The 16,346-nt window shown below is 31.8% G+C and carries 16 protein-coding genes and 2 tRNA genes; 14 read left to right on the top strand and 4 right to left on the bottom strand.

The window, feature by feature from the left end:
- The first annotated feature begins 87 nt into the window (after positions 1 to 87).
- Entirely contained in the window at positions 88 to 1,065 is a 978-nt protein-coding gene (locus RSE15_RS05730; RefSeq protein ID WP_324070034.1) for a M23 family metallopeptidase, read from the top strand.
- A gap of 50 nt (positions 1,066 to 1,115) precedes the next feature.
- Positions 1,116 to 1,667, top strand: a complete 552-nt coding sequence (locus tag RSE15_RS05725; RefSeq protein WP_324070032.1) for a hypothetical protein — start codon at positions 1,116 to 1,118, stop codon at positions 1,665 to 1,667.
- Positions 1,668 to 2,082: 415 nt separating this feature from the next.
- Here RSE15_RS05725 and RSE15_RS05720 read toward each other — a convergent pair whose 3' ends face one another.
- Entirely contained in the window at positions 2,083 to 3,153 is a 1,071-nt protein-coding gene (locus RSE15_RS05720; protein WP_324070030.1) for an IS110 family RNA-guided transposase, read from the bottom strand.
- 227 nt (positions 3,154 to 3,380) lie between these two features.
- On the opposite strand from RSE15_RS05720, the gene RSE15_RS05715 reads away from it, so the two are divergent.
- Genes RSE15_RS05715 through RSE15_RS05700 form a run of 4 tightly spaced genes read left to right on the top strand, consistent with a single transcriptional unit; the run spans position 3,381 to position 5,549 of the window.
- On the top strand, positions 3,381 to 3,713 hold the full coding sequence (locus tag RSE15_RS05715; protein ID WP_324070028.1) for a MerR family transcriptional regulator: 333 nt from the start codon (positions 3,381 to 3,383) through the stop codon (positions 3,711 to 3,713).
- 30 nt (positions 3,714 to 3,743) lie between these two features.
- Positions 3,744 to 4,358: a LemA family protein gene (locus RSE15_RS05710; RefSeq protein WP_324070026.1), complete on the top strand. Its 615-nt coding sequence runs from the start codon at positions 3,744 to 3,746 to the stop codon at positions 4,356 to 4,358.
- The gene (locus tag RSE15_RS05705) at positions 4,358 to 4,795 is read left to right on the top strand and encodes a TPM domain-containing protein (RefSeq protein ID WP_324070024.1); all 438 of its coding nucleotides are present in this window, start codon (positions 4,358 to 4,360) and stop codon (positions 4,793 to 4,795) included. The genes RSE15_RS05710 and RSE15_RS05705 overlap by 1 nt, the downstream gene beginning before the upstream one ends.
- A gap of 1 nt (position 4,796) precedes the next feature.
- Entirely contained in the window at positions 4,797 to 5,549 is a 753-nt protein-coding gene (locus RSE15_RS05700; RefSeq protein WP_324070022.1) for a TPM domain-containing protein, read from the top strand.
- A gap of 61 nt (positions 5,550 to 5,610) precedes the next feature.
- Here RSE15_RS05700 and RSE15_RS05695 read toward each other — a convergent pair whose 3' ends face one another.
- Together RSE15_RS05695 and der are read right to left on the bottom strand one after the other, a co-directional pair.
- A complete protein-coding gene (locus RSE15_RS05695; protein WP_324070020.1) occupies positions 5,611 to 8,400 on the bottom strand; it encodes an outer membrane beta-barrel protein in 2,790 nt (929 codons plus the stop codon).
- A 131-nt stretch (positions 8,401 to 8,531) separates the two neighbouring features.
- Positions 8,532 to 9,842: a ribosome biogenesis GTPase Der gene (gene der / locus RSE15_RS05690; protein ID WP_324070019.1), complete on the bottom strand. Its 1,311-nt coding sequence runs from the start codon at positions 9,840 to 9,842 to the stop codon at positions 8,532 to 8,534.
- A gap of 259 nt (positions 9,843 to 10,101) precedes the next feature.
- On the opposite strand from der, the gene RSE15_RS05685 reads away from it, so the two are divergent.
- Entirely contained in the window at positions 10,102 to 10,623 is a 522-nt protein-coding gene (locus tag RSE15_RS05685; protein WP_324070018.1) for a hypothetical protein, read from the top strand.
- Positions 10,624 to 10,922: 299 nt separating this feature from the next.
- On the opposite strand, the gene era is transcribed toward RSE15_RS05685, so the two are convergent.
- The gene (gene era, locus RSE15_RS05680) at positions 10,923 to 11,804 is read right to left on the bottom strand and encodes a GTPase Era (protein WP_324070016.1); all 882 of its coding nucleotides are present in this window, start codon (positions 11,802 to 11,804) and stop codon (positions 10,923 to 10,925) included.
- A 220-nt stretch (positions 11,805 to 12,024) separates the two neighbouring features.
- Here era and RSE15_RS05675 point away from each other — a divergent pair.
- From RSE15_RS05675 to RSE15_RS05645, 7 genes are all read left to right on the top strand, one after another.
- A tRNA-Met gene (locus tag RSE15_RS05675) sits at positions 12,025 to 12,097 on the top strand.
- Positions 12,098 to 12,126: 29 nt separating this feature from the next.
- A tRNA-Met gene (locus tag RSE15_RS05670) sits at positions 12,127 to 12,199 on the top strand.
- A gap of 139 nt (positions 12,200 to 12,338) precedes the next feature.
- Positions 12,339 to 12,791 carry a KTSC domain-containing protein gene (locus RSE15_RS05665; protein ID WP_324070014.1) on the top strand — a complete coding sequence of 151 codons (453 nt, stop codon included), beginning with the start codon at positions 12,339 to 12,341 and terminating at the stop codon, positions 12,789 to 12,791.
- A gap of 22 nt (positions 12,792 to 12,813) precedes the next feature.
- Positions 12,814 to 13,875: a glycoside hydrolase family 53 protein gene (locus RSE15_RS05660; protein WP_324070012.1), complete on the top strand. Its 1,062-nt coding sequence runs from the start codon at positions 12,814 to 12,816 to the stop codon at positions 13,873 to 13,875.
- A gap of 43 nt (positions 13,876 to 13,918) precedes the next feature.
- Complete coding sequence (locus RSE15_RS05655; protein ID WP_324070010.1) at positions 13,919 to 14,410, top strand: DUF1761 domain-containing protein; 492 nt, start codon at positions 13,919 to 13,921, stop codon at positions 14,408 to 14,410.
- Between the two features lie 58 nt (positions 14,411 to 14,468).
- Complete coding sequence (locus tag RSE15_RS05650; protein WP_324070008.1) at positions 14,469 to 15,614, top strand: GNAT family N-acetyltransferase; 1,146 nt, start codon at positions 14,469 to 14,471, stop codon at positions 15,612 to 15,614.
- 71 nt (positions 15,615 to 15,685) lie between these two features.
- Positions 15,686 to 16,333, top strand: coding sequence for a DUF4230 domain-containing protein (locus RSE15_RS05645; RefSeq protein ID WP_324070415.1), 648 nt, complete (start codon positions 15,686 to 15,688; stop codon positions 16,331 to 16,333).
- The last annotated feature ends 13 nt before the right edge of the window (positions 16,334 to 16,346 follow it).

Below are 16,346 nucleotides of genomic sequence, written 5' to 3'. Positions count from 1 at the left end.
TAGCTTTAGAATGAAACATTTCTTAAATTTGTTCGTATAACCTATGTCAATCAATAAATTTGGCACAAAAATAGTATATTTTCATATATGTCGAAGGTAAAATATTATTACGATTCAGAAAATTTAGCATATAAGCGAATCCGAACTAAAAAAAGGAAAAAATTTGCTTATGTAGTGTTGTTTTTATTGTCATCGGCTTTATTTGGCTTTCTTATTTTTCTATTGTTGATTAACACGAGTTATTTTGAAACCCCAAAAGATAAAATTCAGGCAAGAGAAATTGAAGCATTAGCTTTAAATTACAAGGTTTTGAATAAAAAAATTGATTTGATGAATGAGGTTTTAGAAGCGATTGAAAATAGAGATAACGACATTTACCGTATATATTTTAACGCAACACCAATTTCAGAAGAAGAGCGAAAAGCAGGTTTTGGCGGCGTGAATAGGTATAAAGATTTGCAAGGCTATAATAATTCAGAGTTGTTAGAAAATACAACTAAACGGGTAGATATATTAACGAAAGAATTGGTAATTCAATCGAAATCATTGGATGAAATTGTTGCTTTAGCAAAGAAAAAAGAGAAATTGTTGGCGGCAATTCCAGCGATTCAACCGGTTAAAAACGAGGATTTAAAACACATGGCTTCTGGTTACGGATATCGAAGTGACCCATTTACAAAAATCAGAAAGTTTCATTATGGAATGGACTTTACTGCACGAACAGGAACGCCAATTTATGCCACAGGGGATGGTGTAGTTTATAAAGCAGATGCTTCATTATCGGGTTATGGAAATCATATTGAAATTAATCATGGTTATGGCTATAAAACGTTGTATGCGCATTTAAGTAAATACAAATGTAGACCAGGGCAACGTGTAAAAAGAGGTGATATTATTGGTTATGTAGGCAGTACAGGAAGAAGTCAGGCGCCACATTTACATTATGAAGTGCTTAAAAATGGAGAACGAGTAAATCCTCTGAATTTCTATTATGGAAGTATTTCGGCGAAAGAGTATATAGAAATTTCAAAATTAGCAAACCAAGAAAACCAATCGCTGGATTAGAGTAAGGAGTTAGCAGTAATACTATCCGAACAGACGAAAATAGAGACTTAATGAAGAAATTAAAGATATTTTATCCTGATAATTCTATAAAAATACATAAATCCACGAAAGTTTTATTTATACTTATTTCTCTTATTTTGATTACTTATTTTTCAAAAAAAATGTTTCCTAAAAATATTGAAAATTTAGAATTACTATATTTTGTAATGGTTGTTATTTTCACAGTTTATTGCTTAATTTACGTAATTAACATAAACTTATTTAGATACGAAACTGAAAATGGAACTTATTCAGGATACTTAATAATTGAAACTGAAAAAATAATTTGTGGAGAAAACACATACTTGATAAATGATATTGAAAAAATTAGTATTCTTAACTATTCAATTCGTGGAAAATTTAACGGAAATATCTCAGCTTTAAATCCGAAAAAATCAAATGGATTAAAAAACTATATTGAAATTCATCATAAAAACCAAATCTATAAATACCACTTTTTACAAACTAAAACTGAAAATATGAAAATGTTTGAAAACGAACTCAGAATCTATTATGAAAAAGGAATACTTGGAAAACAGAATTATGAAAACATAACAAAATAAGTACTACTTCTAACACACGTTCCTATGTAAAGCACCCTAAAGTTATTAACAACTTTGAGTAAGGGTTATATTTCGTTTTTTCTCGAGTTACTATTTCGCAACACGGCTTGTTGGTAAAGTTGGCAACTAACTTTTGTCCGCCAAAGGCAAGGACATAAAAAGTTAGGCTAACTTTATCAATGATGCCACGATAGATTTTCCTCTTTTATTTCATATTTTTCTTTTTAAATTCTTAAAGTTCACGCTCCTATATGTGGTCTCCAATTCATCGCAGCCACCAGCATCGGTATGATTGTAAGAATAAATAAAATAGCTACCTGCTTGGCGCTGTGGCTTCCATCAATCGGAACCACCACGGCTGTTTTGTAGTCTATTTCTCTTGTATGGTTGAGCTTGTTAAGAAAATTTTACTTTTTTATTGTTCTATAACTAAATTACGATTTATTTGATAAGGTGTTTCTGTTTTGATGACCGATAATATCCTTCGTGCCATTTTGTGAGCTACTTTAACAATGATACTCTTCACGTTTTTTCCTTGATGTTTGCGGTAATATTGTTGCATCTCGATATCTTTTCTAATGGCAACCCAAGCCGCTTCTATCAAGTAACTTCTAAGTTGTGAGCGACTTCGTGGTGTAATTCCCAAACATTTTTCACTATCGCCACTATTATAAATCCCAGGAACTAATCCAATATAAGAACTAAATTGTGCTTCGGTATTAAATCGACGTAAATCACCACATTCTGCTATAATTACACTAGCTAAATAACCGCCAATTCCTGGTATGGATTTTAAAAGATAATAATCTTTTTTGTTGTTTTTTCTACAATGTAATCTCATTTGATTCGCAATTTCTAAATATTCTGATTTAATAAATTTATAGAGTCTTATTTTACCTTGTAAAGCCAAATCGCCACAACTCGTACTAAACTTTAATTCTTCTAACCAAGAAACAAAATCCTTACTCCAATTCGAATTATCAAACTGGTCTGGAACTTTGATACCATGAAAAAGCAACATACTTTTAATATGTGATTTGGTTTGTCGTAATTTCTTGGTTACTTGAGTCCGATGTCGTGCCAAAGTAGTAAACTGTTCGTGTTCTTCTGTAGGAATGTAAATTCCTTTTAGGACACCAGCTTTTAATTGATTAGATAAGTTTTTCGAATCTAAAGCATCCGTTTTTTGATAACGCTCCTTATCACCAGTCTTCACATCTGCTGGATTAACAACCAAAACATGCCAGCCCAAATTTAAAAAATAACGCGCAACTGAAAAACCACAACATCCTGCTTCATAAACCAAATGTACTTCATGATTCGGAAAAGTTCGTTCAACATATTGATACAAATCCTCTGAAACGGATGGCAAAGAATACGTTTTATGGAAAAATAAATCCGTTTGAATAGAAACGGTCCAACTTTTTTTGTGAATGTCTAATCCAATGAATATCTTTGGAATAGTTAAAGCATCGTGTAATTGCATAATCTTCGTTTTTAGGAAACTCAAAGTTATGCTTTTACATAGATGCTTGGCGCAATTGCGAATTTTGCAGTAAATTAACGTTTACGTTTCGCAAGAAATTTTATCTTTAACAGAAAATAATGAGTTCCGAAGTTCGCCAAGCGCGGGAACGATGAAAGTTAGGAGTAATTTTAATTTTTCAAATTTCATTAATATATGTTCCAAAAATTAAAAATTGAATTTAAAAAATGCATTTAGAATTAGCACCAAATAAAAGATATTACAGCATTGGCGAAATTGCCAAAGCCTTTGATGTGAACGCTTCCTTAATTCGTTTTTGGGATAAAGAATTTGATATTCTAAAACCAAAGAAAAACGCCAAAGGAAATCGGATGTTTACGCCCGAAGATGTAAAGAATTTGCAATTGATATATCATTTAGTAAAAGAGCGTGGATTTACCTTAGAAGGCGCCAAAATACATTTGAAAGAAGGTCAGAAAAAAACCTTAGATAAATTTGAAATTATCAGCAAATTAGAATCGATTAAAGCACAATTGAATACGATTAAAAATCAACTATAAACAATTAATTAAACTTTAAAAATTAAAATTATGAGAAAATTTTTGCCTTGGATAATAGGAGTTGGAGGATTACTAGTATTATTATTAATATTTGGATTATGGTATATTAGCGTTAAAAATGGAGCAATTACAGTTGACCAAGCTGTAAAAAAAGAATGGGGAAATGTAGAAACTTCGTATCAAAGAAGAAATGACTTGATTGGAAATTTAGTAAAAACTGTAAAAGGTGCTGCTGATTTTGAAAAATCTACTTTAGAAGCAGTTGTTTCGGCTAGAGCTAAAGCAACATCTATTACTGTTGATCCAACAAACATTACTCCAGAACAATTTGAACAATTTAATCAAGCTCAAAGTGGTGTTTCTTCTGCTTTATCTAGATTATTGGTTACTGTTGAGAAATATCCAGACCTAAAAGCGAATCAAAATTTCTTGAAATTACAAGATGAATTGGCTAGTACTGAAAATCAAATTTTAATGGCTAGAACACGTTTTAACGAATCAGTTGAAAAATATAACAACTATGTGTTAAAAATGCCTAGAAGTTTAATTTTATCTGATTACAAAGAGAAAGCTGTTTTTAAAGCGGTTGCAGGAGCTGAAAAACCAGTAGAGGTAGATTTTGACTTTAATAGCGAGAAAAAATAATGTCTAAAACCAAAGATTTCTTAACAAAACAAGATGAGCAAGAAATTGTTTCATCTATTGTTGAAGCCGAAAAAAACACTTCGGGAGAAATTAGAGTGCATATAGAAGAACATTCTGAAAAATCACCTCTTGACAGAGCTCAAGAGGTTTTTTTTGAGTTGAAAATGAACGAAACGCAAGATCGAAATGGTGTTTTGTTTTATATATCTGTTTCTGATAAAAAGTTTGCTATTATTGGCGACAAAGGTATCAATGATGTAGTTGAATCTGATTTTTGGGATTGTACAAAAGATACTGTAATTGCAAATTTTAAAGAAGGAAATTTTAAAAAGGGCTTAGTCGAAGGTATTTTACAAGCCGGACAACGATTAAAACACTATTTCCCATATCAATCAGATGATACAAACGAATTGTCTAACGAAATCTCAAGAAACTAATATGAGAAAGTTATTTTTATTTGTATTGGTTTTAACTGGGATTGTTGCTCAAGCGCAGTTTACTATTCCTGATCGACCTAGTTTTCAAACCAGTGTTTATGATTATGCTGATATTTTAAATCCTCTAGAAGAAAAAGAATTAGAAAACAAGTTAATTCGATATTCCGATTCTACGACTACTCAAATCGTCTTAATTACAATTGAAGATTTAAAAGGTGAAGACATTGGGATTCTAACTCCAAGATGGGGACAAACATGGGGAATTGGTGGAAGTGAGCAAAATGATAACGGAATTATCATTCTTTTTGCCAAAAACGATAAAAAGATATGGATTTCTCCTGGATATGGCGTTGAAGATAGATTAACTGCCGGAATAAATGGACAGCTTATCCGTAATATAATTATTCCTGAATTCAAAGCAGGAAACTTTTACTTAGGTCTTGATAAAGGCACCGATGCTATTTTTGAAGTTTTAAAAGGAAAATATAAAGGCTCTAGAAAAGAATCAAGTAATCCTTTACCATTCATTTTGATTGTTGTTTTTGTTATTATTCTATTGGTTTTAGCTTCCAGAGGAAATAAAGGCGGCGGAAATTTTAGAGGCGGTAGCGGTTTAGATTTAGGAGACATTATTATACTTAGTAGCCTTGGAAGAGGTAACGGTGGCTTTGGTGGCGGTGGTTCTTCTGGAGGTTTCGGCGGTGGCTTCGGTGGCGGCGGTTTCTCGGGTGGAGGTGCTGGTGGAAGTTGGTAGCTTTGAAGTGAAAAATAAAAAGTATAAAAAAACTCGTTAGAATTTCTAACGAGTTTTTTGTTTAATCTATAAAAATCATGGAGCCATCATCTTTTTTCTTGCCGCCAAATTTTTCTAATTTATAGGTTAAAGAAAACATGACATATTGTTGTAAAACCGTATTTTCCATATCCGTAATAGCTGTTGGTGTAATAGTTCTTGTTGAACTGATGTTTTGATTTAAAACATCGTATACTTTTACTTTGGCTAATAATTGGTCTTGGTAAAAATTATAGCCCAAACTTAAATTCCATAAATAGAAATCTTTTTGAAAACCATCTGCAATATTGGAGTTGTAGTTGTATCCAAAATCACTTCCTAAAACCACTTTTTTAGGCCAATAACTGGTGATTTCTAACTTGGCACTGTGCAGGAAGTTTTTGGTGTTTTCAATTACATAATTCGTAAAATCATTGGTAATATAAGTGTATTTGTATGAGGGATTAATCGTAATTATTTCGTCAATTGACCAAGAAATGTTAGCTCTTGGATTTAGCGTTAAACCTTTAGATTCAAATAATTCAGTATTGGTTAACCCTTGGTCATAATTGTAACCTAATTGTAGTCCAAAACCATATTTAAAGGTTCTTTTTTCTTTCTTTAATGATTTGTTTAAACTAAAGCCAATATAGGTGTTATACGCTCTGTCTACATTTTGATAAGTGGTAGTTGCTTTAAAATCGGCATCATATGTGGTTGAAGCTACTATTTGGTTTACATTATAATCGCCACCAGCATAAGCATAAAAACCACTACGTGTTGCATAATCATAATTGTTAAAATTCGTATAAACAGAGTAGTTTTCGTTAGGTTTTAAGTCAGCATTTCCAATATATGTGTTTAGTGGATTTCCTAAATTTTCGAAGGGTAAAATTTGGTTTGCTGAAGGTAAATTAACTTCATAGGAATAATAACTGTATATCGATTTAGACTTGCCAAGTGTAATATTAATATAACCATTCATTTTAGGATACAGATAGTTTTTGTTTACCGTAGTTAAATTTGATATATAATTAGATTGGTTGTTGAATCTGATAATCTCTGTTCCCATAGAAATACTACCTCTAATTTTCTTTTTTCTAATGCTTATTCCAATCATTGGAGCTACAGAAGAAGTAGAGGAGGTGATGTCATTTGAAAGAAGGTCGTTAAAATTTGTATAAGAATTAAATACGCCGTCAAAATCATACGTTTCTCGTGTATCTTTATTTTTTTTATATTTATAAATAGTTTCAAAGTTAAAAACCAATGAATCTCTTAACGGTTCGTTATAGCCTATTTCTGCTCTAAAACTGTCTGATTTTGAATTGTCGATTCTGAATTGATTTCTATCGTCATCAGTACTTCCAGACTGAAAGAATGTGGTGGTTGTTTTAGTAAATAAATCAGATTCGTTTTTACTGTTTTCATTTTCAACCGAAGCGCTAATTCCTCTTCCTTTTTTCTTTAAACCTTTATAAAAATAAATGTTGTTTCTAAAAGTGTTGTTTTGGCTTGACCAATTATTGTCCGTGGTATTTTCATTTAAAGCGGCTCCAGTTTCGTCAAAAGTAGCATCAAAGCCAGTGTTTTTGTTTTTTATTTCACTTTTAGCAAAACTAGGACTCATATAAATTGTAGTAGTAGAATCAAGTTTAATTTCAAAATCCATTCCTATATTATGTCCATCCGTAATTGATTTTGTTTTTGATTCTGCTAGTGTGGTGCTGTTTCCTGTTGGTAATAAATTTATTCTATTAGTTCTGTTATTGTTCTTGGTTTCTGCATTAGAATAGTAGTAGCTACCATTTGGATTTATTTTCTTTTTTGCCCATTCGTCAGCAAAATTAATTCCAATCATATTAGATTGAGTAATACCGTTGTTGCCTCCAAATTGCATCCCGTTGATACCAAAGCTACCGTTGTCGTTTACCCAAATTGAGTTATTTCTGCCGCCACCCATATTATCAAAAATTTCATCCATTGAAAATCCAATTGAATTAACATTGTTTGAAGATCCTAAGATGCTAATTTTTTGAGTGTCTTTAAAATAGTTAAACAATAAACTCGATTCATATCTGTCGTCGGTTCCATAACCAGCGTTGACTTTACCAAAAACGCCTTTATTTTTATCTTCCTGAATGGTTAAATTAATTGTTTTTTCATCCGATGTGGCATTCTGACCCGATAATTCTTCTTCTTTGGTTTTGGTGTCCGTTACTTGGACTTTGTCGATAATTTCTGCGGGTAAATTTTGTGTTGCAATTTTACCGTCTTTACCAAAGAAAGGTTTTCCGTTTACCAAGATATTATTCACTTCTTTTCCATTAACTGTAATTTTACCTTCTTCGTCAATTTCAACGCCTGGAAGTTGCTTTAATAAGGCTTCCACATTGGCATCAGGGCGAACTTTAAATGAGGAAGCATTAAATTCTAAAGTATCATTTTTAATGGTTACGGGCGGTGCCTCTGATTGTATTACAACTTCTTTTAAAGAACTTACATTTTCTTCGAGTCTTATGGATCCAAAATCCTTATCTGCTTTTAAATTTTCAATTTTTTCTGAATAATCATAGTATCCAATATAAGAAATTTTAAAATAGATGGGATTGTCCATTTTTTTTGTTTTAAAAGCAAAATTTCCGTTTTTATCAGAAATCGTATAATCAATCAAAGTTGAATCTTTTGCAGATTTTAAATAAATAGTAGCCGATTCTAAAGGAACCGAAGTGTTTTTATCGATAATTTTTCCTTTTAACGAAATTGAATTTTGACCAAAGCTAGATAAAGTACAAAAAAGCAATGCTACTAGATAAATAAAATTTTTAAACATAGAAAAGGAATTAAAAGTTGTAAAGTGTAATTAACAGCGAAATAAAATATTTATTGTGTGAATAAAAATTTTCTTACGAAAAATTTAACAATAAACACAAAAAAACCGAAGCGTTAACTTCGGTTTTTTAACTATTTCTGTCTGAAATAAATGTCAATTGGAACGCCGCTAAAATTGTATTGTTCTCTCAATTTATTTTCAATAAAACGTTTGTAAGGATCTTTTACATATTGCGGTAAGTTGGCAAAAAATACAAACTGAGGCGTTGGTGTTGGCAACTGCATACAATATTTAATTTTTACATATTTTCCTTTCAAAGCGGGTGGTGGCGTTGCTTCAATAATTGGCAACATCAACTCGTTGAATTTTGAAGTTGAAATACGTTGTTTTCTGTTTTCAAAAACTTCCACTGCAGTTTCTAATGCTTTTAATAAACGTTGTTTGGTTAAAGCTGAAACAAAAAGAATAGGCACATCGGTAAATGGTTGTAATTCTTCTCTAATCTTACGTTCGTAATCACGAGTACTCATGGTGTCTTTTTCCACCAAATCCCATTTGTTTACTAAGATTACAACACCTTTACGGTTTTTCTCAGCTAACCAAAAAATACTTTGGTCTTGTCCTTCAAATCCACGAGTAGCATCAATAACCAATAAACAAACATCACTATGTTCAATAGCTCTAACCGAACGCATTACAGAGTAAAACTCTAAATCTTCTTTTACTTTCGCTTTACGTCTAATTCCAGCCGTATCTACCAAGTTGAATTCAAATCCAAAACGGTTGTATTTCGTATCAATTGCATCACGAGTAGTTCCAGCAATGTCGGTTACCACAAATCTATCTTCGCCAATTAAAGCGTTGATGAACGACGATTTTCCTGCATTTGGTCTTCCAACAACACAAAAACGTGGTAAAGGTTCTACTTCTTCAGATACTTCTGGCATTTCAGGTAATACTTCGACTAATTTGTCTAAAAGTTCTCCTGTTCCGCTTCCGCTCATTCCTGAAATCGAATAGTATTCTCCTAATCCTAAATTATAAAACTCAATAGCGTCTTTTTCACGCATTGCATTATCTACCTTATTTACTACTAATAAAACGGGTTTTGTAACTTTTCTTAGCAATTTAGCCACTTCATCATCCATTGGAGTAATGCCTTCTTCTACATCCACCACAAAAATAATAGCATCTGCTTCATCAATAGCTAATTCTACTTGACGACGAATTTCCGCTTCAAAAATATCGTCCGATCCTTTGATATAACCTCCCGTATCAATTACAGAAAACTCCTTTCCGTTCCACTCACTTTTTCCATAATTTCTATCACGAGTAACACCGCTTACCGAGTCAACAATAGCTTCTCTTCGCTGAATTAAACGGTTAAAAAATGTGGATTTTCCAACATTTGGTCTTCCTACAATGGCAACAATATTATTCATAATCTTATTTTGAATCGGCAAAAGTACGATTTTTTTTGGAGCTTTTTCCAGCTATCCACTACAACACCACAATTTTAGCTCTTTTTTTCTAAATTTATTCGGTCAGCTTCTAAGGTCGCTGTCCAAATAAAAAGAAAAAATAGATTAAAAATTTGCGGGGTTTCCGTTTTAAATGAAATTCATCGAACTCCTATGAAAAATATTTAATATGTGAGATAATCTGGGCTAGGGTGTGAAATTTGTTCAACATTTGTTAAAAATGTATATATTAGCTTTAAAATCAGAAGAAATGGAGCCTGAAAAAAGTATTGCACTACGACCAAAGTTTGAAGTCGAATCAAAAAACAGTGTCGATAAGATTTTAGAAAAAGCAAAACAGCTAAAAACAGAACTCAAAGCCGATTATCAAATAAAAATAATCGACGAGCATTTGTATTTTTATTTCAGCAAAGAAAAACGAAAATACTATTCGCCTTTTTTACATTTGGAATTAGAAGCCAATGATGATAAGACAACAGTAAAAGGTCTTTTTGGTCCAGAGCAATTGTTGTGGACGCTTTTTATGTTTCTACACTTTATCATCGCAGGATTGTTTTTAGTTTTCGCTATGATGGCTTACACGCATTGGTCGCTAAAACAATCCACGGTTTTAGATTTCAGTATAATGGGAATCATGGTAGTTTTTTGGTTTTCGCTCTATTTTATGGCACTATTAAACAGAGAACGCGGTGTGCCACAAATGCACGAATTAGAAGATTTGATGTATAAGGTTTTGGAATAATTTATGTCTGTCAAACTGAATTTGTTACAGTTTTTAAACTAATAAAATCATTTATTGATTCTGTCAAAAAAGAAAATTTACAATTCAAATGAAAGTATAATTCCACCAGCGTCATTTCGAGTGTTTTTTATTTGGAAAGCCTAAGATTTCCAAATAAAAAAAGTATCGAGAACTATAGGATTTTGATTTCGTTTCTATAGTTCTCGATACAATTTTCAAAAGCAAAAATTAGCATTTTTACTTTTAAAAATCACTCGAATTGACGGAGCGATTATTTGTTTTCTCACAACTCCCAACTTTTACTTCTGGTTATACCCAAAACGTTTTAATTGGTATGCACTGCTTCTCCAATCTTTATTTACTTTAACGTAAGTAGCCAAGTGAATTTGTTTGCCAAAGAATTTTTCTAAATCTTCTCTTGCTTGAATTCCAACACGTTTCAAAGCAGCACCTTTGTGACCAATGATAATTCCTTTTTGAGTATCGCGTTCCACCATAATCACGGCACGAATTCTAATAATGTTATCGTCTTCAATAAATTCTTCCGTTTCAATTTCTACGGCATATGGAATTTCTTTATCGTAATTCAACAAGATTTTCTCACGAATGGTTTCGTTAACAAAGAAACGTTCGGGTTTATCGGTTAACGCATCTTTAGGATAAAATGCTGGAGAAACCGGAAGTAATTCGATAATTCTATCAAAAACGGTTTGTACATTAAAATTCTCTAAAGCCGAAATAGGAAAAAGTTCTGCATTAGGTACTTTTTCTTTCCAGGCTTGTACTTGTTCTTCTAATTGTTCTTGGTTGGATTTATCAATTTTGTTTAATAACAACAAAACTGGGATTTTAGAATGGATAATTTTATTAAAAAACGCTTCATCTTTTAATTCTTTTTCGCCAATCTCAACCATATACACTAAAATGTCAGCATCTTCAAAAGCCGATTTCACAAAATCCATCATCGAATTTTGCAATTCATACGCAGGTTTTATAATTCCTGGCGTATCTGAAAATAAAACTTGAAAATCATCTCCATTTACAATTCCTAGAATACGATGTCTTGTAGTTTGTGCTTTCGATGTGATAATGGAAAGACGCTCACCTACAAACGCATTCATAAGAGTTGATTTTCCTACATTCGGGTTACCAATTATGTTGACATAGCCTGCTTTATGCATGAGAATTATTTTTAAAGTGTAACATTTTTAACCGAATGTCCACTGGACATTCTCCTCTTAATATCAAATCAATAATATTTACATAACCTGCTCTGTGCTCCATTTCAATATATTTATGGATACAAAGGTAGTGATAACGCCTGAAATAGTAGAAAGAAAACATTATTTTTAAAAAAGTCTTGTAATTTTAAATAAAGATTGTACCTTTGCATTCATAAATCGCGGGATAGAGCAGTAGGCAGCTCGTCGGGCTCATAACCCGAAGGTCACAGGTTCGAGTCCTGTTCCCGCTACTAAGAATTATTGAATTACAACCGTACATCGCGGGATAGAGCAGTAGGCAGCTCGTCGGGCTCATAACCCGAAGGTCACAGGTTCGAGTCCTGTTCCCGCTACTAAGAAGCTTCACAGAAATGTGGAGCTTTTTTTGTGTAATTAATTCATTAATAAATGGTTATGTTTTATTATTGTTTTGGTTTTTTGGCTTGATTTAATAATAAAAACACTACTTTTGCACCTTTATTTTAAAATATTATGAATCCAAAGAAAATTGCCGAGTACAGAAAGTTACTTGATGTTGCCAAAACAGCTACGTTAAAAGAACTGAAAACTATTTACAGAAATAGTATGAAGGAAGATCATCCTGATACTATTGCAGATCCAGTGGAGCGTTTAGCTGCTGAAGAAAGAAGTAAAAATATTATTGAAGCATATCACTTTTTAGTAAGTATTGCTCCAGAAACGCAAGAAAAAAATAAAGAAGTTTATTTAAAAACAACTACTACTGTAAATATTCAAGATTTTTACATGGATAATGGTGTGTTGTATATTTCATTTTTAGATGGAAGTAACTATGAGTATTTTAGTGTGCCAAAAGTTACCTACATTAAAATGGTTAATGCAGAATCGCCAAGTCGTTTTGCAAGAAGACACATTTATAATGAGTTTTTATACCGTAGTGCTTCAAAATTAGTAGCAAGCGAATAATAGTTTTTTGTATCTTTATCCAATGAAAATTGGAGGAAAGTTATTATCATTATTATGTATTCTCATTACTTTTTCTTGTTCTAAAGAAGAAGAATCAAATACATCTCAAGAATTTATCAAGGCAGCAGACATGTCTATGTTGCCTTTGATAGAGTCTGAAGGAACTATTTACTACAATAGTAATAACATTGCCGAAGACGCACTGCTTACTCTAAAAAATGCAGGTTGCAATACAATACGAATTAGGCTTTGGCATACACCAACAGTAAATCAATCTGGGTTTAATGAAGTGAAATCTTTAGCGCAACGCGTTAAAAATCACGGAATGAAAGTTTGGTTGAGTGTGCATTATTCAGATACTTGGGCAGACCCAGGGAATCAAGAAAAACCATCAGCTTGGGACGGCTTGACTTTTACGCAATTAAAAACACAAGTTGAGAATTATACAGTAACTATTGTAAACGAAATCCAACCCGATATTTTTCAAATTGGTAATGAAATCAATAATGGTTTTATTTATCCTGATGGAAATTTAGAATCCAATGAAACTCAATTTTTATCGCTTTTAGCAAGTGCAAGTACTGTAATTAGAATCAATCGTCCAGCAACAAAAATCATGTTACATTATGCTGGAATAACAGGCGCTTCTTGGTTTTTTTCTAAGACTGCAGCTATTGATTATGATTATATTGGATTATCTTATTATCCTATTTGGCACGGAACCGATATTAATTTATTACAACAAACCATAACGTCTTTGGGTCAAACACACAATAAAAAAGTATTAGTTGCCGAAACTTCGTATCCATTTACATTCGGTTGGAACGACTGGACTAATAATGTAATCGGTTTGGCAAATCAAATTCATCCTAATTATGCTGCTTCTCCAGAAGGACAAAAAGCATTTTTACTTCAAATTAAAAATACTGTCAAAAACACACCAAACGGATTAGGTTTTTGTTATTGGGGTACCGAATGGATTGCTTTTAGAGGTACAGTTTCAACAAATGGTTCTTCTTGGGAAAATCAAGCCCTTTGGGATTTTAACCAAAAGGCATTACCTGCTATATCGGTTTTTAATTAATTTTTCTTATTTTTGATAGATTAACCAATAAACTATATCAATTATGGAACTAATTAATTTTCCAGCAATTTTAGTTGCTGCTCTTTCAAGTTTTGTTGTCGGATTTGTATGGTACAATCCCAAAGTTTTCGGAACCATTTGGATGAATGAAACAGGTATGACTGATGAAAAAGCCAAACAAGGAAGCATGGCGAAAATCTTCGGATTAACTTTTGTTTTTTCATTTATGTTGGCGTTCATTATGCCTACCTTTGTAATTCATCAATTTGGAGCATTAGGTATGGTTGGTGGACCCACAGAGGCTGAAAAAGCATTGTCTTCTTATGCAGTGTTTATGGCAGATTATGGAAATGTATTTAGAACATTTAAACATGGCGCTCTACATGGCTCAATGATTGGTCTTTTTGTTGCATTACCTGTCATTGCAATAAACTGTTTATTTGAACAAAAATCATTTAAATATGCAGCTGTTACTTCTGGTTATTGGATTGTGGTAATGACGTTAATGGGTGCAATAATTTGCGGTTGGAAATAATTTAACATTTAATTATATAAGAATCGCTCTACATTTGTGGGGCGATTTATTTTTTACAGTGAACGGAATTACCTATAAAATTTACAATTCAATTGCAGCACTACCTTCACTTTGGGATACGGTAGCTCAAAGTAATGTTTTTTTGCAAATGCCTTATTTATCCGTGTTAGAACGCTCTGCACCGGTAAATATGGAATGTTTTTATATTGGTATTTTCGAAGGTTCAGAATTAATTGGCGTTTCTTTGGCGCAATATTTAGATTTGAATAAACTCGAATCGTTTGGTGAAAGAGATAAATGTTTTAAAACAGCCATTCGAAATTTTATTTTTAAAAACTTTGCTTCTCATACTTTATTTCTTGGAAATAACATGATAACAGGTCAAAATGGTTATGTGTTTTCTAAAGAAATAGATTTTGAATGTATTAGCGAAATTTTGCTTCAAAGTGCTGATGAAATTACTGAATATTTCAAGCAAAAAGGCGTAAAAATTCATTTAGTTTCTTTTAAAGATTTTTATGAAAATTGTTCGGTTGAACTGAAAAAGTATCGTTTTAAAGAAACCTACGAGTTCAATACACAACCTAATATGATTTTTTATTTGGATCAATATTGGAAATCGGCTGAAGATTACATCAATGCTCTTTCAAAAAAATATCGTGACCAATACAAACGTGCGCACAAGAAATTTGATGGTATTTTGGTTAAAAATCTTTCTTTTGAAGAAGTGCTTTTACATGAAAACACCATTTATGATTTGTATCATTATGTAGCAAAAAATGCTCCTTTTAATACGTTTTTCTTGGCTAAAAATCATTTTTCAACTTTAAAAGGGCAATGTGGTAATCGTTTTCAGATTTTTGGTTATTTTTTGAATAAAAAATTAGTAGGTTTTCATACGCTTTTATTAAATGATGAAACTTTAGAGACTTATTTTTTAGGCTATGATGAAACCATACAGAAAGAAAATATGTTGTATTTGAACATGTTGTACAATATGACCGAGTATGGCATTGAAAAAGGTTTTAAACGAATTATTTTTGGACGAACAGCTCTAGAAATTAAAAGTTCAATTGGTGCAAAACCTGTGAATATGTCGGGATTCATTTTTCATAATAATAAATTGATTAATAGATTTATGGAAAAATTTTTCAAGCAGTTAGAGCCTGAATTAAATTGGCAACAACGCCATCCATTTAAGTAAAAATCTTCCTATCTTCGTGTAAAATTTTAATTATGGCACGAACTTCTTCTTCTGAAACTCAAATAAAAAACATGTTAATTCCAATTGTTCAAGCCATTGGACGTTCTGGAAAATTGTTATATATTATTGTTTTTTTGGTAATTGGTTATTTTGTCTTTCAGTTTTTTACTAAGAAATCAGAAACATCAACTATTGAATATGACACCAATTTGATTCAAGTTCAAATAAAGAATGTTGGTAAATTGGTCGTAACTGAAGGTCATTTCGCTGAGGTTTTAACCTATAAAGATAAAAAGGAGACGTATATCCCTGGATTGTCTTTTGATAAAAAAGCGTTGGTTGTTATTAATGCGGATGTTACGGTAGGTTTTGATTTGAGCAAAGTAACGTATGATATTGACGCAAAAAACAAAATTTTGACAATCACAAACATACCAAAAGAAGAGATTAAAATTAGTCCAGATTTTAAATATTATGACACCGAATCTTCCACGTTTAACGAGTTTACAGGTGAAGATTATAATAAGATAAATAAAATTGCAAGAGCAAATTTGACCAAAAAAATTGAAAAATCTACATTAAAAACAAATGCTCAAAACCGATTATTGAGTGAACTTTCAAAAATGTTGATTCTCACAAATTCTATGGGTTGGACGTTATCTTACAAAGGAAATGAAATAAAATCTGATAAAGATTTGCAGTTAAATATGGTGAATTAAAAAAGTCCCGATT

The sequence above is a fragment of the Flavobacterium sp. genome, assembly GCF_035195345.1.
Classification (GTDB): Bacteria; Bacteroidota; Bacteroidia; order Flavobacteriales; family Flavobacteriaceae; genus Flavobacterium.
This window is presented reverse-complemented; position numbering and strand designations above follow the sequence as displayed.

Coding starts and splice junctions, on each gene's coding strand:
- RSE15_RS05730 (WP_324070034.1), top strand. CDS start 88: ATGTCGAAGGTAAAATATTATTACGATTCAGAAAATTTAGCATATAAG.
- RSE15_RS05725 (WP_324070032.1), top strand. CDS start 1,116: ATGAAGAAATTAAAGATATTTTATCCTGATAATTCTATAAAAATACAT.
- RSE15_RS05720 (WP_324070030.1), bottom strand. CDS start 3,153: ATGCAATTACACGATGCTTTAACTATTCCAAAGATATTCATTGGATTA.
- RSE15_RS05715 (WP_324070028.1), top strand. CDS start 3,381: ATGCATTTAGAATTAGCACCAAATAAAAGATATTACAGCATTGGCGAA.
- RSE15_RS05710 (WP_324070026.1), top strand. CDS start 3,744: ATGAGAAAATTTTTGCCTTGGATAATAGGAGTTGGAGGATTACTAGTA.
- RSE15_RS05705 (WP_324070024.1), top strand. CDS start 4,358: ATGTCTAAAACCAAAGATTTCTTAACAAAACAAGATGAGCAAGAAATT.
- RSE15_RS05700 (WP_324070022.1), top strand. CDS start 4,797: ATGAGAAAGTTATTTTTATTTGTATTGGTTTTAACTGGGATTGTTGCT.
- RSE15_RS05695 (WP_324070020.1), bottom strand. CDS start 8,400: ATGTTTAAAAATTTTATTTATCTAGTAGCATTGCTTTTTTGTACTTTA.
- der (WP_324070019.1), bottom strand. CDS start 9,842: ATGAATAATATTGTTGCCATTGTAGGAAGACCAAATGTTGGAAAATCC.
- RSE15_RS05685 (WP_324070018.1), top strand. CDS start 10,102: ATGTATATATTAGCTTTAAAATCAGAAGAAATGGAGCCTGAAAAAAGT.
- era (WP_324070016.1), bottom strand. CDS start 11,804: ATGCATAAAGCAGGCTATGTCAACATAATTGGTAACCCGAATGTAGGA.
- RSE15_RS05665 (WP_324070014.1), top strand. CDS start 12,339: ATGAATCCAAAGAAAATTGCCGAGTACAGAAAGTTACTTGATGTTGCC.
- RSE15_RS05660 (WP_324070012.1), top strand. CDS start 12,814: ATGAAAATTGGAGGAAAGTTATTATCATTATTATGTATTCTCATTACT.
- RSE15_RS05655 (WP_324070010.1), top strand. CDS start 13,919: ATGGAACTAATTAATTTTCCAGCAATTTTAGTTGCTGCTCTTTCAAGT.
- RSE15_RS05645 (WP_324070415.1), top strand. CDS start 15,686: ATGTTAATTCCAATTGTTCAAGCCATTGGACGTTCTGGAAAATTGTTA.